Origin of the sequence: Algoriphagus sp. AK58, assembly GCF_014324365.1 — a bacterium.
Lineage (GTDB): Bacteria > Bacteroidota > Bacteroidia > Cytophagales > Cyclobacteriaceae > Algoriphagus.
The window spans coordinates 218,381-234,584 of sequence record NZ_QEIG01000013.1 but is presented as its reverse complement, the minus strand read 5'-3'; the positions used below and the strand labels follow the sequence as shown (position 1 = coordinate 234,584).

The window sequence follows — 16,204 nt, the reverse complement described above, 5'->3', positions numbered from 1 at the left end:
TTGACCTGACTTTTTGATTTTTGCTATAAGGATTAATCCAAAACGACCTCTTTAACACCACCTGGATAGGTGATTTCCAGTTTTTTGTCGCAATCTCCAAAGCCGTAGTCTACGGTGACCACAATGGACTGGTAGCTGAAGTTGATTTTCCCTTTATTAGGAATCCAAATGCCCGATTCTACACAGGATTGGGTGACAATGAGTGGGTCAGAGATAGCGGCAGTATAGGATGTTCCACCTCTGCTGGTTCCATTTCCAGTTCCTGTGACTGAGGCCTGATAGCCGGATGCAGTCAAGGAGACTTTCCTTATTTGATCAGTATTGAAGGTCGAGCTTCTTCCGTCGGTCCAGGTGATCTTTGCATTTTGAACCTTAACTGCTAGCGTGATTTCAAAATTTTGGAGGTTGATTCCTGTATTGGTAATGGTTCTTGTACCCTCTACTTTTAGTCCGTTGACTTCATAACCCTCGAAGGTAGTTACGACACTGGATCCAGGAATCAAGAAAGACCCTGTGTAGGTGAAAATCACCTTGCCTTTTCTGGTTACTCCGTTGGAAGTACATCCACTTCCAAAGTCTACGGTGATTTTTTTGGTGGCAGGGTCATGGGTAAGTTTTGCGGTAGGGCAAATGCTTCCATTCGAAATTGCTGTTACCCGAAAACCCAGTCCACTTGCTTCCATGGCGTTTAGGGTTAGATTATCAAGGTCCTCGAGTGCTGTGTTGACTTTGAATTCGTCTTCAACTAACGATAAGTCTGGTTCGGGGACGATGGCATCCGGATCTTTTTCGCAGGAAAATAAAATCAGCGAGAGCGCCATCCATAAGGCATAAAGCCTGAATAATGAGTTAATTTTCATAAGAAAATGGAATAAAAGTGAGCCTTAAATCTACTGCTTATTTTCAGGTTCTTTTTTAGAAGAATCTGGTTTTTTTGGCTTTCCCCCCACGCAGCCAATATTTTGAGTGAGGGGGATGTCATTGGGAAGAATCCCAAATCCTTCGCTCAAATCCCATTCAGTGGCCATTGGTTCTTCTGGCAGTTTTTTCTTTTTCATTTGCAGCCCTTTTTTCCTTAAAACGGCCAAGGATCTGAAAAAGGTTTTTTTGAAAAATATAACGTCAATTCCTGATTGGTCAGCAGACATTTTTCAAGCTCCTTTAGTATTCTTTTTTCATCTGGAAATTGGCCGATCAATACCAGTTCATTCATTCGGTCTCCAAAGTTTTTATGCCACTTGGATTCAATGAGCTTTTGGTTTTCGATGAATGAGGCATAGTGAATCCTTTGGTTGAAAGGCATAGACGCCCACCAAACTCCCATGGGTTCAGCTTTTAAGCTCCCTCCCGCTTGGGACCATGAAATGGCCTGATCTCTTCGGGAGGCGAGATAGAAGAGTCCTTTACTTCGAATGATCGTGGAAGGCCAAGATTCAGATACATATTTCCAAAACCGCTGTGGGTGGAAGGGTCTTCTATCACGGAATACAAAACTTTTTATTCCGTACTCCTCTGTTTCAGGTGTATGTACTTTGTTCAATTCCTCTTGCCAAGCCTCTGTTCCCTCCAATTCTGTAGTGTCGTAGAGACCGGTATTCAATATATGCTGAGGATCAATTCTTCCAAATTGCGTTTCAATGATGCGGGCTTTTGGATTCAATTTGGAAATAATAGCTTTCAATTCCCCAACCTGAGCAGGGCTGACCAGATCTGTTTTATTGAGGAGAATGACATTTGCAAATTCAATCTGATCGGTGAGAAGATTGACAATGGATCGTTGATCTTCCTCATCCTCATTAAGTCCTGAAGAAAAAACCGTCTCTCCACTCCCGAATTGATTTGGAAAATTAAAGGCGTCCACCACGGTGACCAAGGTATCCAGCCGGCTGAATTTTGATAAATCAATGCCTTTTTCTTCATCCACAAAGCTGAAGGTTTGAGCCACAGGAAGTGGCTCTGAGATTCCTGTACTTTCGATGAGCAAATAATCAAAGCGATTTTCGCTGGCCAGTTTTTCAATTTCTATCATCAAATCTTCCCTGAGTGTACAGCAAATACAGCCATTACTCATTTCGACCAATTTTTCTTCCGTTTTGGAAAGCGTGTTTCCTTTCGCGATCATTTGGGCATCGACATTGACCTCCCCCATGTCATTTACGATGACGGCTACTTTGATGCCTTCTTTATTGTGAAGCACGTGGTTTAACAACGTGGTTTTGCCTGCTCCTAAAAATCCACTTAGGACTGTAACAGGAAGTTTTTGAGAGTTTGTCATGGAAGGATATCTGCGTTTTGAATGATAAAGGTCATTTCCTCCACATCCTCAGAATTGAGTTGGAGAATTCCTCTCACTTTTATGATTTGGTCAAGTTTGAATCTTCGGTTTGGAGGATTTTTGAGATAGACCACGGCAATGGTCTCAGGACCAGCTGCTCCGCAAAAGAAGCATTCAGCCATGGGATATTTGGATAGAATCAAGGTCTTGGAAGGACTGGACGCTATTGGAATATGAAACCCCTGGAGTTCCACCGATTTGCCTTGGAGGGCGAGGAGTTCAGCACTGAATTGGGGGTAGTAGAAATACACCCCAAGTTTTTTATTAAACTTTTCCTGAAATGTAGTCTTTGCAAAAATGTCCCAAAGCCTGCTTGGGGAAGAAAAGGAAAGCAGTCCTAACGTTCCAAGTAAAATAATCAGAAAACCCGTTGCGGTGCGATTCCTATTATTCATGAGTTATCCAGCATTTGGCAAAACTAAGCCTTCCAACTTATAAATGCAACAATATTGCATTTATAAATTCTTCAACTGCATAGTGCTTTGGCTATCTTTGTTCATGTTTGAATTAGATTTTGGAAGCGACCGGCTTGATAGCAAGCTTCAGGCGATTCGGAGTAAAGCCATCCGCTTAAGTAGCTTACGATTACTTGCTTTTTTTGTAATGGGTGCTTTTTTGATTTTAGGATTGTCGGATCATCCGCTTTGGTTGATTCCGGGAATAGCCATGGTTTGGCTTTTCATCTCACTCATACAAAAATTTAATTATGCCAAAGACCAAGAATCCATTTATCTGGCAATTGGGGAGATGGAGAATCGGAAAAAAGCACGCCAAAACCGTGAGCTAATCCATCTCGTGGACGGATCCGAATTTTCTAAGAAGTCTCATCCGTTTTCTGGAGATCTGGACTTGTTTGGTACTCATTCACTATTTCAATTGGTGAATCATACCACTTCCTCAGGTGGGAAAAAGAAATTGGCTCAACTTCTAGGATCAGATTTTTCTATCGATTTGGCCCAAAGCCGGGCTGAGGCAGTTTCCGAACTCATGCAAAAAACTGATTTCCTGAGATCCATGGAAGCTGTGGGCTTGGCTTTCCAAGAGCAAAATGGAAAAGGCAGTGCATGGAAAAGCTGGTTGGCACAGACTGAGGAGATTACTTTTTTGCACCGAATCTTGGCTTGGATAGGACCAACTGTAGGATTTTCCCTCTTGGTTTTGATCACCCTTGGATTGATCCCGCAGGCCATTTTGGGCATTTGGGTATTGATGGGCGTTTTGGCTTTGTCCTTGGTTTTTAAGCCCCTGAAGCTGGCTGCGGAAGTTATTCCCTCTTCAGCAGAGATGAAGGCCATGGCGATACGTACGAGAAGGGTTGAAGAGGAAGAATTTGCTTCTGAAATTTTATCAAAAGAAAAATCCAGGCTGTATTCTACCGGAAAAGCCGCGTCCCTACAAATCCGCGATCTGGATCGGCTTGGCCTTTGGGTTCAAAATCGCTTCAATCTGCTGTACCTTCCTTTGAACCTTTTGTTCTGGACTGATTTTTTTCTTTTTGTCAGTCTGGCCAGGTGGAAGCGAGCTGTAGCCGACTCTCTTCACTCTCTTCCTGAGAGTCTGGAGAATTGGGAGGTTTGGGTTTCCCTCGGCAGCTTTGAAGTAGAGGTAGGATATCCGGGAATAAGAAAATGGACGGAAGAAGAAGTTGTGTTGGCGGAAAATGCTATTCACCCTCTGCTCCACCCCAAAAACGCGATAGGCAATTCTATTTCATTTAGTCAAGATCAAAAGATAGTCTTACTGACTGGGGCAAATATGAGCGGTAAAACTACCTTCATGCGGACCCTAGGGATCAATGCGGTTTTGGTTAATCTTGGCCTTCGGCCTTTTGCAGACCTTTTTGTGATGGGGCCGATTCAGCTCTACACCAGTATGAGAAACTCGGATAACTTAGGGGAAAGTGTGAGTTCCTTCTATGCCGAACTAAACCGGATCAAAACGCTCATTCAAGGCTTGGAATCAGGAAAGCCTGTTTTTTTCCTTTTGGATGAAATCCTGAAAGGTACTAATACGCAAGATCGGATCTCGGGATCCAAAGCGCTGATTCATCAAATCCTCCAAACTCCGGGATTTGGAATTATCAGTACCCATGACATCGAATTGTCGGAATTGGGACAAAGTGAGGAAGGAGTCCACAATTTCTCATTTCACTCTGAAATCAGGGATGAAACGATTCATTTCGATTACAAACTCAAGAAAGGGCCTTGCCCAAGCTTTAATGCCCATAAGTTAATGGAGCTGATGGGGATCAGATTTGGAGAAAAGTAGGCCTTGGCACTTGGATTGGTCTATTGACTAGGAAAATCAATGGTTTAACTAAATCCAAAATGTCATGAGTTCATTACTGTATTTGATCGCGCTGGTTCTGATCATCGGCTGGTTACTTGGAGTATTCGTGTACAGTGTGGGAGGATTGATCCACATTTTGTTGGTCTTGGCCATTATTTCGATTCTGCTACGACTGATTCGTGGCGCCTGAAGGCATTAGCTGGTGGAAATCTCAGATTTAAAGTTTAATCTGTTAATTTTGGGCCAGCTATGACCCATACATCTCCCAATCTGATTTTAGGAGTACTTGGTGGAGGACAACTCGGCCGTATGCTGATCCAGTCCGCTATCAATTACAATCAAGATATACATATCCTCGATCCAGATCCCAATGCGCCTTGCAAAGACATTGCCCAGCATTTTCAGGTCGGTTCCTTAAAAGATTTCGATACGGTTTATTCTTTTGGCAAAAACTGCGACGTCATCACGGTAGAGATTGAGGCAGTCAATACCGATGCCTTGCAAAAGCTGGCCGATGAGGGCAAAAAAGTATTTCCCCAACCACACATTTTAAAGCTTATCCAAGATAAGCGCGAGCAAAAACAGTTTTATGCACAGCACGGGATTCCCACGGCTGATTTTGTGTTGACGGAAGATAAAGCTGATGTCCTTTCCAAGAGATCCTTTTTACCTGCTGTCAATAAGCTGGGAAAAGAAGGTTACGATGGCCGTGGAGTGCAGATTTTGAGGTCCGAAGCGGATTTGGGTCAGGCTTTTGATGCTCCTGGGCTGTTGGAAAAGCTGATCGATTTCGACAAAGAAATTGCTGTCACGGTAGCAAGAAATGAAAACGGGGAACTGATCGCCTATCCTGCGGTTGAGTGTGCGTTTCACCCCACCGCCAACTTGGTAGAATTTCTTTTTGCCCCAGCAGAGATTTCTTCCGAAGTAGAAGCCAAAGCTCAGAAAATTGCCAAAGAAGTAATACTGAGACTGGATATGGTCGGAATCTTGGCTGTGGAGATGTTTGTCACTCATTCCGGTGAAGTCCTAGTCAACGAAATCGCCCCCCGTCCTCACAACAGCGGTCACCATACCATCGAGGCTAATTTTACATCCCAGTTTGAGCAGCATCTGCGCTCAGTGATGAACTGGCCCTTAGGGGATCCGGGATTGAGATGCCCAGCTGCTATGATCAATCTGCTGGGTGAAGATGGATTTTCCGGCCCTGCGATCGTGGAGGGAAAAGAAGAAGCCATGGCTGAAAAAGGAGTGTACATTCACCTTTACGGCAAAAAATTAACCAAGCCATTCCGCAAAATGGGTCACGTGACCATACTGGATGAAAGTGTGGAGTCTCTCAAAGTCAAAGCCAACCGAATCAAAGAATTAATCAAAATAAAATCCATCTCATGAACCCACAGGTAGGAATCATCATGGGAAGTCAGTCAGACCTCCCCGTAATGGCAGAAGCCGCGCAGTTTCTCGAAGAACTCGGAATCGCTTACGAGCTTACCGTGGTAAGTGCTCATCGAACCCCCCAGCGGATGATCGACTATGCCGGTTCGGCACGCGAGCGAGGGATCAAAGTGATCATTGCAGGTGCGGGAGGTGCTGCGCATCTTCCGGGGATGGTGGCTTCCCTGACCAGTCTTCCCGTGATCGGAGTCCCTGTGTTGAGCTCTAATTCCATCGATGGATGGGATAGTATTTTGTCCATTTTGCAGATGCCAAGCGGGATTCCGGTGGCGACTGTGGCGCTGAATGGAGGGAAAAATGCCGGGATTTTGGCAGCTTCCATGATTGGTGCCTATGATGCAGAAGTCGGTAAAAAAATGGATGCTTTCAAAGCAGGTCTTCGCCAAAAAGTCGAAGAATCCGCCGCCCAGATTGAGGAAAAGGGCTGGAAAGCGGTGTTGAAGAAATGATCAATGGCCAATTTCAATGATCAATTTCCAAGGCTAATTTTATAATAGTCGAGCTATGGATTGGAACAAACCCGTCAAATTAAAATTTGGTGGTGAAGACTGGGAAATGCCCCTTTCCACCCTGCTATTGCTGATTTTTTTGACCCTGGTATTGATGCTTGGCGGAGCTTGGTTGGGTTTTCAGTTTGGTTCTGGTCAGTTATAACTCCCTGTGAAATTTTCCTATGAGCCGATTAGCGACCCTAATCGGCTCATTATTTTTATAATATTGAGCCGAATAAATCTGCTATTCAGCTCAAAAAATTGATACATTTGAGCCGAATAAGAATCTTAATCGGCTCATGAGCTACAATTGGCACCAGAAAGGCTGGCCGGAATTTCAGTTTACCCCGGGATTGATCGAGGATGTTCAGCTCAAATTCCTGCTGAAATCCGGTAAATCCAACGGGCAGTATGCTGGAGTTTCTTCCGAAAAAAAAGAACAACTTCTTGTGGATATTCTGTTGTCTGAAGCAATCAAGACTTCCGAGATCGAGGGAGAATTTCTCAGCCGAGCCGATGTGATGTCCTCGCTCAAAATGAATCTCGGCATTCACGAGGAGCAGCCCCGACTGGTCAAGGATCATCGTGCCAAAGGCATTGCCAAGCTGATGGTGGCTGTGCGACAATCCTGGCAGGAACCGCTTAGCAACACCCTACTTTTCTCCTGGCATGAGATGCTGATGGAAGGCAATCGCTACATCCAAGCCGGAAAATGGCGAAGTGGAACGGAACCCATGCAGGTGGTTTCTGGTACGATAGGAAAAGAAATCGTCCATTTCGAAGCACCTCCCTCTGACCAAGTTCCCATGGAAATGGATCGGTTCATCAAATGGTTTAATGCGACAGTTCCCGGTGGAACTAAGCAGATTTTAAATCCGATTTTACGGTCAGCATTGGTGCATTTGTACTTTGAGAGTATTCACCCTTTCGAGGATGGGAACGGACGAATCGGACGGGCATTAGCCGAAAAAGCACTCCATCAAGGAATAGAGCAACCGATTTTGATCAGTCTTTCTCAGGTTATTGAAGCCGAGCGAAATCAATATTACGAGCAACTCAAGCTGGCGCAGCACACGCTGAAGGTCGATCAGTGGATCATTTACTTTGCCGGGGTTGTGTTGAAAGCTCAGGAAAAAGTGGAGGAATTAATTGAATTTTCACTTCAGAAAACCCGGCTGTTTGACACTTTTCGGGACGAGCTAAATGAACGTGAACTGAAAGTACTAAACCGAATGCTGGAGGAAGGCCCCTCAGGTTTTGAAGGTGGAATGAATGCCAAAAAATACATGTTCCTCACCGGTGCTTCAAAAGCTACCGCAACCCGAGACCTTCAGCATTTGCGGGATTTGGGAATTTTTGTGGCAGAAGGCGGTGGGCGAAGTGTGCGGTATCAGGTGAATCTGAATCATTGAGAATTCTTATGCAAGAATTGAAGAAACCTTTTGAACGGAAATGGATTAGTATTAGAAATTCTGGGTAAATTCTTACTTCAACCAATTCAACTGTTAAAAATGAAACTCAATTTTTCAACATCAACGTTTTTCCTTACGAGCATTCTATTCTTGTCTTCCTTGACTCAAGGATTTGCTCAGTCTTCCTGGCAGTCTTCAGATTACCGAAAGGAAAACTATCGCAAGGTCGTCGTATTGGCAAAGACTAGCAACCCAGGTGCTAAAAGGCTCTTAGAGGATCAAACAGTGGCTGAACTTCAAGCCAACGGAATTCAGGCTATTCCTGCTTATTCCAACATTACAGAGCGGGATTTGGCCTCAGAAAATGCATTTATAGCCAAAGCTGATCAGCTAGAGGCAGATGCTCTTTTGGTGTATAACTTTGATCCATTAACCTCAGAATACAAGAATTCACCTTCCGTCAATGCCAATCTTGGAATTCCTGTTAGAGTCGGGATTTTCAGAGGCTTTTTGGGGACCAATGTCCCGATAGCAGGTGGTCCTAAGCAGGTTCAAAAGTTTTCTGGATCAGTTTCGTTTTACAATCGTCAGAGCACCGATATGCAATGGAACCTGGGAATTGGAGGAAAAATTGGTTCAGATCGGGCTAAGCTAGCGCGAAATATTTCAAAAAATGTCGTGAAAACAGCCCTGAGAGAAGGGATTCTATGAATCTCAAACTTTAAGGAAAGAGTTGCTTTTTGCTGAATTAGAGGCATCAGTAGTATTGATTCATTACTTTTAACCCATGAATCACCTGATCCAACTCCGTCATACGCTTCACCAATTTCCAGAAACCGCGCTTGAGGAAACCCAGACCGCAAGGCGGATTTTGGAGTTTTTTCGACCGCTTTCCCCAGATCAGATTTTAGAAAATCTGGGAGGTACCGGGCTGGCTTTTGTTTTTCGAGGAAAAAAACACGGAAAGCGACTGTTGTTTCGCTGCGAATTGGATGGGTTACCCATCGAGGATTTGAACCCAACTGATCACCAAAGTCAGATTCCCGGCAAAGGTCATCTTTGCGGACACGATGGGCATATGGCGATTTTGTGTGGTTTGGGAGAAAAACTCGCTCAAAATCGGCCCGAATCCGGGGAAGTCGTTTTGCTTTTTCAGCCTGCGGAAGAGACTGGTGATGGAGCAAGAGCGGTGCTTTCTGACTCCAGATTTGAGCAGATCAAACCCGATATTGCTTTTGCGTTGCATAATCTTCCCGGCTATCCTTTGCATCAGATTGTGATGAGAAAAGGAACTTTTGCAGCTGGAAGTACCGGAATGACAATTTACCTGACCGGTAAAACCTCCCATTCCGCCCACCCGGAAGCAGGCATCAATCCGGCAAATGCACTTGCCACACTCATTCAAGAATTGCCCAAGTTGCCTCAGGAAGCGAACGGCTTTGCTTTGCTGACTTTGATCCACGCGGAGTTAGGCAGCCTAGCTTTTGGTACCAGTGCAGGAAAGGGAAGCTTAAGTATGACCTTGCGGGCATTTGATCAGGAGGACTTGGACCACTTGATCGAAAGAGTAAAAGAGAAAGCCTCCGCAGTGGCTGAATCTGAACGTTTAAACTTGGAGTATTCTTTTGTGGAGCAATTTGCCGTATCGGTCAATGATCCGGATTTGTATTCCCTAGTCGAAAATGCAGCTACAAAATTGGGCTTAAGTCTAATTGAAAAACCAGAACCTTTTCGCTGGTCGGAGGATTTTGGCTTATTCTCTCAAGTCTGTCCTTCGTTTTTGTTTGGCTTGGGTGCAGGAGAAAACTGCCCCCAACTCCATGAAGGCACCTATGATTTTCCCGATGAGTTGATTGAGACGGGAGTGGAGATGTTTTGGGAGTTGGTAAAGGAGACCTGCTAGGTTTTCAAAACCTGGCAGGTCTGAAATGAATCTTTGAGAAATCGGTTAAGACCGGAACTTTTCCGCATCAGATTTTTTAGTTTGAAACTAATCTTATATTTTGATTTTCTAAATTCATATTCCCCTTTAGTTTTCTTATGCGAATTTTCCTCGTTTTTTTCTTGATTCTGAATTTTGCTTTTCATGCTTTTGCTCAGGATGAATTGATCAAGGATACGGATATCCCCGCTTTAAATCGGGAAATTGCCCGATTAGAGTCTGAGTACCAAAAGCAGAGAGAACGTCAATATTGGTCTTTGCCTCAGACGGTCGGGCATTATTTTGAGCTCAAAACTTCAGATCCTTCTCCCTTGATCCAGTTACTGGAGAATAATCCGGCCTTCGAAAGATTGATGGAAGAGTTTGCAAATCTTCAAATCGACCGTAATCTGTTAATTCTTGAAAACCGCTACATCAACTATAAAAACAAAGAAATCACCGAACTGAAGACCTTTGAAATCCGGAATAGTAGAAACCATTTGCTTTCCAATCAATACGATTCATTGATGACTTTTGGGGATTATCATTTCACAGTAAGGAATCACTATGGCACCAAGACCCCCGAGAAGATTTTTGGATTTTATCTGCCTCAGCCTCTCAAAAAAGAGCCCATACCCGAGCGATATGCCGATTGGCTGCGTTATGGGGAAACGCTCGTAGATGTCTCAGTTCCTGTGTTTTTTGAGAAAGATTCAGGTAATGAACAATTCATGATCAGAGAACGGAGCATTATTGACTCCTTGGTTTCCTATTTTGAAATCACTTCCGCTAAGCCTCAATATCCTGATGATAAGGCAAATTTGGAACAATTTTACCAGGCATCCAGTCTTTGGCAGGATCGAGTTTCCCTGTTGGCAGACAGTCTTTTCCTCCATGATTCAGCATTTAGGAATTTGCTTGAAGAAAGCCTGAATTATGCCGAGAAGGAGAAAGTCAGCAATGGCTATCTGGAAAATTTCACAGCACAATTCATTTCCAAAGAGCGAGCCTTGAATCTGATGAGGCAAAATCAACAGGTTGGAAGTTGCAGTTTTGACACCGGTCCTGAAAATCAACTTCGTCGGATAGCTGGTTTAGCTGCCGAGACGCACCAGTGGAACATTTTTATCCAGGCTTTTTTGAATATCATGAATGACCGGGCCTCGCGGGTTGCAAATAGTAATATTGCCTCTGCTTCCAGGAAAACCTACGCTGAAGAATTGACCAAATTGGACTTGGATCTTTTTAGGCTGCTACTAGGCATCAATTTCAGAATCTTGGTTGAGGAAGGAGACCAACACTATTCTGGATCGGGAGATAAAATCGCCCAGGCATTTGCATCGCTTTCAGAGGAGTACCAAGTCAGATTTGAAAACGAGCTTAGTAGCATTCTTTCGGATTCTACACTGGATGATTTTAATTCCTTACACTTCTACAATACCTTTTTGAATTATCAGTATTTCTTGCGGGAAACGTCGAGAGCAAAGGCAATAGGGCAGGTTATTCTTGAATTGGAAAAGAAGTTGCCTGCCTCCATCAGGGCGAGGATAGATAATCCACACATGGAGCTTTTTGAAGTCTTGCACAAGGAGCAAAAGGAGCTAGATCGGTTTGAGGTCCTTCGCTCTTCTGTGGCCAATATCATTTCCTCTGATTTCAGTGGAGACTGTTGGAATGCCACTTTGACGGAGAAAGGCAGTGATGGAAAAATCATCTACAACCTCACCATGTCTATGGAGGAAGGGATTACTCCACTGTCCAATTTTTTGGATCAAATGCCCGTGCTAAAAATGCGGGTAAGCGAACATGAGTTTCTCCGGAAGTTAATGGATCAAGATCCTGAGAACCGACTATATGTCAATTTTGTAACGGATCGATCTTTGGTGGATCGGAATGGTAGAATCACCTCCGAGATTCCGAATGAGATCAAAGAGAGTAAAGATTTCACCGACGTGATTTCGCTGCATATTCTCCATCCGAACAGGCGATTTGTACAGTATCTCTTATTCCAAGATCAGACGGTGCTGATGATGAAAATCCCTAAAGATTTTTCTATCCCAGGGTATGGTTTTGAGGACTTGGTAACCCAGCAGTTTGAAGGATTTTTGATCAGTGAATACTTCAGCTATAAGCTTTTTGATGAAAAAGGGAACATGCTAAACTGAATGTGTATTTTCTGATTTTTTTGGAAAAGAAAAGACCGGCTCATCACCGGTCTTACCAAATCAGAAACCAGAATATTCCGCCGGATACAGCAATCGCTGATCGTTTTTATTCATGATGTTTTGGTATTCCGGCATCACTTTCATTCGCTCCCAATCTGGGTCGGAGCGGAATTTATCCCAATGTGCATCGCGTGATTCCATATTGGAAAAAGTGGTCATATACATCAGATTAGGCATGGAGGCACCGGCAATCACTTCTCCGTAAAAGACCGGATTGAAGTCGAGCTTGGTGAAAATGTCCATTTCTCCTTCGTTAAACATCCTGACCTTTTGCTTGTAAAGCTTCTCAGTCGGAGACTCATAGCTCCTCAGTTCATACACCCGATCTTTTTTGGGTCCGGTTAGGTTGGACGCAGTAAACCTCGGATGTCCGGTGAAAGCCTGGAGAAAAGCTGTTTCGATCCTTTGGTAGGGAGGATTGTCAAAAGGGGCGTTGATGTAGGCAGATCCTGCGGTTTGGTAAATCTGGTCTTTAGCCAGCTTTCCTTCCATTTCGGAATATACCCCCATGGAAGAGTAAGGGATAAAGACATAAACTTTTTTACCGGCATCGGCTTGGGAAGCGATGGGCTTAAAGACCCCCACCTTGGCTATTCCGTTTCGGTGAAGGGCAGGCAGTAGCGCTTTTTCCAGGTAGGAGTCGATTTGACTTTCCTGGTTGGCATTCTCAATGTGGTAAATTCTCAGTTCGTAAAAGTCTCTATTTCCTTTTTGGGCAAAAAGACTTATAGAAAGGAAGGTCAGTAGTACGAGTGAAAACAGGTTTTTCAAATACATAATGCTAGGTTTTTAGGGTTTGAGGGGTTGATCTGATTTCCAATTTAGATTAAAAAGCCTTGGCTTCTATCCCATTCAAATAGGGCTTGGATCGATCAGGTAATTTTCACCCGATAATAGATGCCGGAGGGGAGGAGACCTGCCAGATTTTCAAAACCTGACAGGTCTAAATCCAAAAAAGCCCCGAAGGAATTTTCCCTCAGGGCTTTTTATCTTAATGGAATCAGCCAGAACTGATAGATATTTGAACTGGTTATCTCTATTGTCTTCGGTATCCCGTCTTCCAACTTCTTACTTCTTCTGCGCCTTTTTCATCGGATTGTCTCCGATAGAAGCGCCTCTTACTCCGCCTCCTCCTTTGAAGAGTTCAAATCGGGTCGGTTGATATTGTCTTGGCCAATAGTTGCTGTTTTCGTCGATATCGGCAGTCTCCCGCTTAGGATCCAGGACAAATCGAACCACTTCCTTTTGCTTGGCAAAAACCTTGGTTACCTGAGATTCATTTTTTCTCCAGATCTCGGCAGGAATCCGCTCGATTTCGGAGGTGCCGTCAGCATAGTGGAACTCAATGATCAATGGCATCACCAGACCGCCCACGTTTTTGAAGGTCATCTCGTAAAAGTTCATGTTGCTGTTTAGCAAAGCCTTCTCTTTTTCTGTCAGGTTAGCCATGAATTTTTTGTAAGCTTCTTCATCTTCGGGTGTCACCGTAAACGGATTGTAGCTGTTGTAGAAATCTCGGGTGGCCGGATCGGCTTCTACTACCGTCTGGGCTACATCTGTTTTATTAAATTCCTTAGAGATATAGGTTTCTTCGCGGTCAAATTCCTCCTTGGCAGCGGCCTTTTTCTGAGCAGGAGTACGGTTTTCCAACTTGTACCAGCTCACATTTTCGATGGAAATATCAACCGGCTCAGTACCGTAGAACCAACCTCTCCAGAACCAATCCAGATCCACGGCAGAGGCATCTTCCATGGTGCGGAAGAAGTCATCAGGAGTTGGGTGCTTAAACATCCACCTTCTCGAATATTCCTTGAACGCAAAGTCAAACAGCTCGCGGCCCATTACGGTCTCACGTAGAATATTTAGCGCAGTGGCAGGCTTGGCATAAGCATTAGCTCCAAATTGAATGATGTTTTCGGAGTTGGTCATGATCGGCTCGAGCAGGTGCTTTTCGCTTCTCATGTAGGGTACGATCTTATGTGCCGGACCTCTGCGAGATGGGTAATTTCGGTCCCACTCCTGCTCTGCCATAAACTGCATGAAGGTATTCAAGCCCTCATCCATCCAAGTCCACTGACGCTCATCAGAATTGACGATCATCGGGAAGAAGTTGTGGCCAACCTCGTGAATGATCACGGAGATCATGCCGTATTTGATCGCATCAGAGTAGGTTCCGTCAGCATCCGGACGGCCATAATTGAAGCAAATCATCGGGTATTCCATACCATTGCTTGCCTCTACGGAGATAGCAACCGGATAAGGATAGTCAAATGAGTGAGCCGAGTAAGATTTCAGGGTATGTGCCACTACTCGAGTAGAATACTGCTCCCAAAGAGGGTTGCCTTCTTTGCCATAATAGGACATGGCCATTACGTCTTTTCCTGCAAGCTTCACCGCCATGGCATCCCAGATAAACTTTCGGGAAGAAGTCCAGGCAAAATCACGCACATTTTCAGCTTTGAAAATCCAGGTCTTTTTTCCAGTAGCTTTTTTCTTTTCCAGCGCTTCAGCCTCAGCTTGCGTACGGATGATCACTGGCTTATCGTAGGTCTGCTTTGCCTTATTCCAGCGTTCGAGTTCGGTAGCAGAAAGCACTTCTTCCGGATTTTGAAGTACGCCAGTAGCACCGACCATGTGATCTGCAGGCACGGTGATCCGCACTTCGTAGTTACCAAAGGTCAAGGCAAATTCACCAGAACCGAGGAACTGCTTATTCTGCCAGCCTTCGAAGTCAGAGTACACCGCCATGCGTGGAAACCACTCGGCCATGGTGTAGAGGTAGTTGCCGTCTTTGGGGAAAAACTCATAACCCGGGCGTCCACCGATGAATCCTACACGGTCGTGGATATTAAAGCTCCAGTCGATGGAGAAGGAAAAGGTTTCCCCTGCTTTCAAAGGTTGAGGAAGGTCCACGCGCATCATCGTTTTGTTGATGGCAACGTTGAGGGGCTTACCAGAAGCGTCCTTGATAGAAAGGATTTTCAGATCGTAGTCTTCCGAATGCCAGAGAATTCCTTCGAGCTGACGCAAGCTCATGCGGGGAGTAATGCTGGATTCAGTCACTTTGGGGGTATCAGAATCCTTGCTTCTATTGTTCTGATCGAGTTGGATCCAGAGATAGGTCAGTTGATCTGGGGAGTTGTTGATGTAAGTGATTGTTTCGGAGCCTTTGATGGACTGATTGTCATCATTGAGCTCGACATCGATCACGTAGTTGGCTTGTTGCTGCCAATACATGTGTCCCGGAGCACCTGAGGCAGTACGGTACACGTTGGGCGTACGGAGCATGGTGCCAAGCTGCTCAAATCTAACCGCGTGGTTTTGCTCGGTATGCTGAGCAAGTGCAGGAGAAATTCCTGCCAACCCTATCGCTGCAATAGCCAGTAATTTTTTCATCATATACATTCAGGTCTAATCAGATTCTAAATAAGGAATTGGTAACCATAGAGAAAGCAATTCTGTTTTGGGTGGTAATTTTTTACCAAAATTTGGTCTCCAGCATCAGCATGCAGGCTATTCCCAAGACAAATGCGGAAACAATCAGCGTCCATTCTTTACGGTTTACCCCCGCCAGACTGAGCAAAGAGCTAAGCAGTAGATAGGAGGCAACGATTACAATTTGGCCTACTTCCAGACCAATGTTAAATGCCAAAAGGGGTTGGAAAATGGCAGCCTCTTTTCCCAAAAGCTCCTTGAGGTAGTTGGAAAATCCAAGCCCGTGAATCAATCCGAAGAAAACTGCAAAAAAGTAATTCAGCTGAACCCCCTTGCCGGAGCTTGGTTTTGGCTTGAAAATGGTGACCAAAGCCGTGATGGCAATCGTGACCGGAATCAGAAATTCAATGACATCAGAGCGTACCTGAATGATATTGAAGGTAGCCAAAGCCAGGGTCAGGGAATGTCCGATGGTAAAGGCAGTGACCAAAATCAGGATTTTAGCCCAATCTCTTGCCACATACACGGCACAAAGGGCAAGTACAAACAGGATGTGATCAAAACCGTTTATATCCAGAATGTGCTGTAGTCCTAATTTGAAGTAAAGTTCAAATGAAGTCATATTCGGGTGATGCTTC

The 16,204-nt window shown here is 44.6% G+C and carries 16 protein-coding genes; 9 read left to right on the top strand and 7 right to left on the bottom strand.

What is annotated here, in order from left to right:
* Positions 1-32 precede the first annotated feature (32 nt).
* From DDT91_RS13140 to DDT91_RS13125, 4 genes are read right to left on the bottom strand one after another with little or no spacing between them, the layout of a single operon-like run.
* A complete protein-coding gene (locus DDT91_RS13140; RefSeq protein ID WP_187176642.1) occupies positions 33-860 on the bottom strand; it encodes a hypothetical protein in 828 nt (275 codons plus the stop codon).
* Positions 861-890: 30 nt separating this feature from the next.
* Positions 891-1,058: a hypothetical protein gene (locus DDT91_RS13135; RefSeq protein ID WP_187176641.1), complete on the bottom strand. Its 168-nt coding sequence runs from the start codon at positions 1,056-1,058 to the stop codon at positions 891-893.
* 17 nt (positions 1,059-1,075) lie between these two features.
* Positions 1,076-2,275, bottom strand: coding sequence for a GTP-binding protein (locus tag DDT91_RS13130; RefSeq protein WP_187176640.1), 1,200 nt, complete (start codon positions 2,273-2,275; stop codon positions 1,076-1,078).
* Positions 2,272-2,730: a hypothetical protein gene (locus DDT91_RS13125; protein WP_222718642.1), complete on the bottom strand. Its 459-nt coding sequence runs from the start codon at positions 2,728-2,730 to the stop codon at positions 2,272-2,274. Before DDT91_RS13125 ends, DDT91_RS13130 begins: the two co-directional genes overlap by 4 nt.
* 103 nt (positions 2,731-2,833) lie before the next feature.
* On the opposite strand from DDT91_RS13125, the gene DDT91_RS13120 reads away from it, so the two are divergent.
* The 9 genes from DDT91_RS13120 to DDT91_RS13080 all read left to right on the top strand — a co-directional run bounded on the left by DDT91_RS13120 (position 2,834) and on the right by DDT91_RS13080 (position 12,071).
* Positions 2,834-4,603: a DNA mismatch repair protein gene (locus tag DDT91_RS13120; RefSeq protein WP_187176639.1), complete on the top strand. Its 1,770-nt coding sequence runs from the start codon at positions 2,834-2,836 to the stop codon at positions 4,601-4,603.
* A gap of 64 nt (positions 4,604-4,667) precedes the next feature.
* A complete protein-coding gene (locus DDT91_RS13115) occupies positions 4,668-4,814 on the top strand; it encodes a lmo0937 family membrane protein (RefSeq protein WP_187176638.1) in 147 nt (48 codons plus the stop codon).
* A gap of 59 nt (positions 4,815-4,873) precedes the next feature.
* Positions 4,874-6,019, top strand: a complete 1,146-nt coding sequence (locus DDT91_RS13110; RefSeq protein WP_187176637.1) for a 5-(carboxyamino)imidazole ribonucleotide synthase — start codon at positions 4,874-4,876, stop codon at positions 6,017-6,019.
* On the top strand, positions 6,016-6,531 hold the full coding sequence (purE, locus tag DDT91_RS13105) for a 5-(carboxyamino)imidazole ribonucleotide mutase (RefSeq protein ID WP_187176636.1): 516 nt from the start codon (positions 6,016-6,018) through the stop codon (positions 6,529-6,531). Before DDT91_RS13110 ends, purE begins: the two co-directional genes overlap by 4 nt.
* Positions 6,532-6,586: 55 nt before the next feature.
* On the top strand, positions 6,587-6,736 hold the full coding sequence (locus DDT91_RS13100; RefSeq protein WP_187176635.1) for a hypothetical protein: 150 nt from the start codon (positions 6,587-6,589) through the stop codon (positions 6,734-6,736).
* A gap of 136 nt (positions 6,737-6,872) precedes the next feature.
* A complete protein-coding gene (locus DDT91_RS13095) occupies positions 6,873-7,985 on the top strand; it encodes a Fic family protein (RefSeq protein WP_187176634.1) in 1,113 nt (370 codons plus the stop codon).
* A gap of 99 nt (positions 7,986-8,084) precedes the next feature.
* Complete coding sequence (locus DDT91_RS13090; RefSeq protein ID WP_187176633.1) at positions 8,085-8,696, top strand: hypothetical protein; 612 nt, start codon at positions 8,085-8,087, stop codon at positions 8,694-8,696.
* Positions 8,697-8,772: 76 nt separating this feature from the next.
* Positions 8,773-9,888 carry an amidohydrolase gene (locus DDT91_RS13085; RefSeq protein ID WP_187176632.1) on the top strand — a complete coding sequence of 372 codons (1,116 nt, stop codon included), beginning with the start codon at positions 8,773-8,775 and terminating at the stop codon, positions 9,886-9,888.
* A 137-nt stretch (positions 9,889-10,025) separates the two neighbouring features.
* Positions 10,026-12,071, top strand: coding sequence for a hypothetical protein (locus DDT91_RS13080; RefSeq protein ID WP_187176631.1), 2,046 nt, complete (start codon positions 10,026-10,028; stop codon positions 12,069-12,071).
* 60 nt (positions 12,072-12,131) lie between these two features.
* Here the strand turns inward: DDT91_RS13080 and DDT91_RS13075 are convergent, their stop codons facing one another.
* From DDT91_RS13075 to DDT91_RS13065, 3 genes are all read right to left on the bottom strand, one after another.
* Positions 12,132-12,908 carry an NIPSNAP family protein gene (locus DDT91_RS13075; RefSeq protein ID WP_111393628.1) on the bottom strand — a complete coding sequence of 259 codons (777 nt, stop codon included), beginning with the start codon at positions 12,906-12,908 and terminating at the stop codon, positions 12,132-12,134.
* Between the two features lie 291 nt (positions 12,909-13,199).
* The gene (locus DDT91_RS13070; RefSeq protein WP_187176652.1) at positions 13,200-15,527 is read right to left on the bottom strand and encodes a M1 family metallopeptidase; all 2,328 of its coding nucleotides are present in this window, start codon (positions 15,525-15,527) and stop codon (positions 13,200-13,202) included.
* Between the two features lie 82 nt (positions 15,528-15,609).
* Positions 15,610-16,188, bottom strand: a complete 579-nt coding sequence (locus tag DDT91_RS13065; protein WP_187176630.1) for a HupE/UreJ family protein — start codon at positions 16,186-16,188, stop codon at positions 15,610-15,612.
* Between the last annotated feature and the right edge of the window lie 16 nt (positions 16,189-16,204).

Bases quoted from the DNA above. Each gene is read 5' to 3' on its own strand.
- DDT91_RS13100 (WP_187176635.1), top strand. From the start codon at position 6,587: ATGGATTGGAACAAACCCGTCAAATTAAAATTTGGTGGTGAAGACTGG.
- DDT91_RS13085 (WP_187176632.1), top strand. From the start codon at position 8,773: ATGAATCACCTGATCCAACTCCGTCATACGCTTCACCAATTTCCAGAA.
- DDT91_RS13080 (WP_187176631.1), top strand. From the start codon at position 10,026: ATGCGAATTTTCCTCGTTTTTTTCTTGATTCTGAATTTTGCTTTTCAT.
- DDT91_RS13070 (WP_187176652.1), bottom strand. From the start codon at position 15,527: ATGAAAAAATTACTGGCTATTGCAGCGATAGGGTTGGCAGGAATTTCT.
- DDT91_RS13120 (WP_187176639.1), top strand. From the start codon at position 2,834: ATGTTTGAATTAGATTTTGGAAGCGACCGGCTTGATAGCAAGCTTCAG.
- purE (WP_187176636.1), top strand. From the start codon at position 6,016: ATGAACCCACAGGTAGGAATCATCATGGGAAGTCAGTCAGACCTCCCC.
- DDT91_RS13140 (WP_187176642.1), bottom strand. From the start codon at position 860: ATGAAAATTAACTCATTATTCAGGCTTTATGCCTTATGGATGGCGCTC.
- DDT91_RS13125 (WP_222718642.1), bottom strand. From the start codon at position 2,730: ATGAATAATAGGAATCGCACCGCAACGGGTTTTCTGATTATTTTACTT.
- DDT91_RS13130 (WP_187176640.1), bottom strand. From the start codon at position 2,275: ATGACAAACTCTCAAAAACTTCCTGTTACAGTCCTAAGTGGATTTTTA.
- DDT91_RS13110 (WP_187176637.1), top strand. From the start codon at position 4,874: ATGACCCATACATCTCCCAATCTGATTTTAGGAGTACTTGGTGGAGGA.
- DDT91_RS13115 (WP_187176638.1), top strand. From the start codon at position 4,668: ATGAGTTCATTACTGTATTTGATCGCGCTGGTTCTGATCATCGGCTGG.
- DDT91_RS13135 (WP_187176641.1), bottom strand. From the start codon at position 1,058: ATGAAAAAGAAAAAACTGCCAGAAGAACCAATGGCCACTGAATGGGAT.
- DDT91_RS13065 (WP_187176630.1), bottom strand. From the start codon at position 16,188: ATGACTTCATTTGAACTTTACTTCAAATTAGGACTACAGCACATTCTG.
- DDT91_RS13090 (WP_187176633.1), top strand. From the start codon at position 8,085: ATGAAACTCAATTTTTCAACATCAACGTTTTTCCTTACGAGCATTCTA.
- DDT91_RS13095 (WP_187176634.1), top strand. From the start codon at position 6,873: ATGAGCTACAATTGGCACCAGAAAGGCTGGCCGGAATTTCAGTTTACC.
- DDT91_RS13075 (WP_111393628.1), bottom strand. From the start codon at position 12,908: ATGTATTTGAAAAACCTGTTTTCACTCGTACTACTGACCTTCCTTTCT.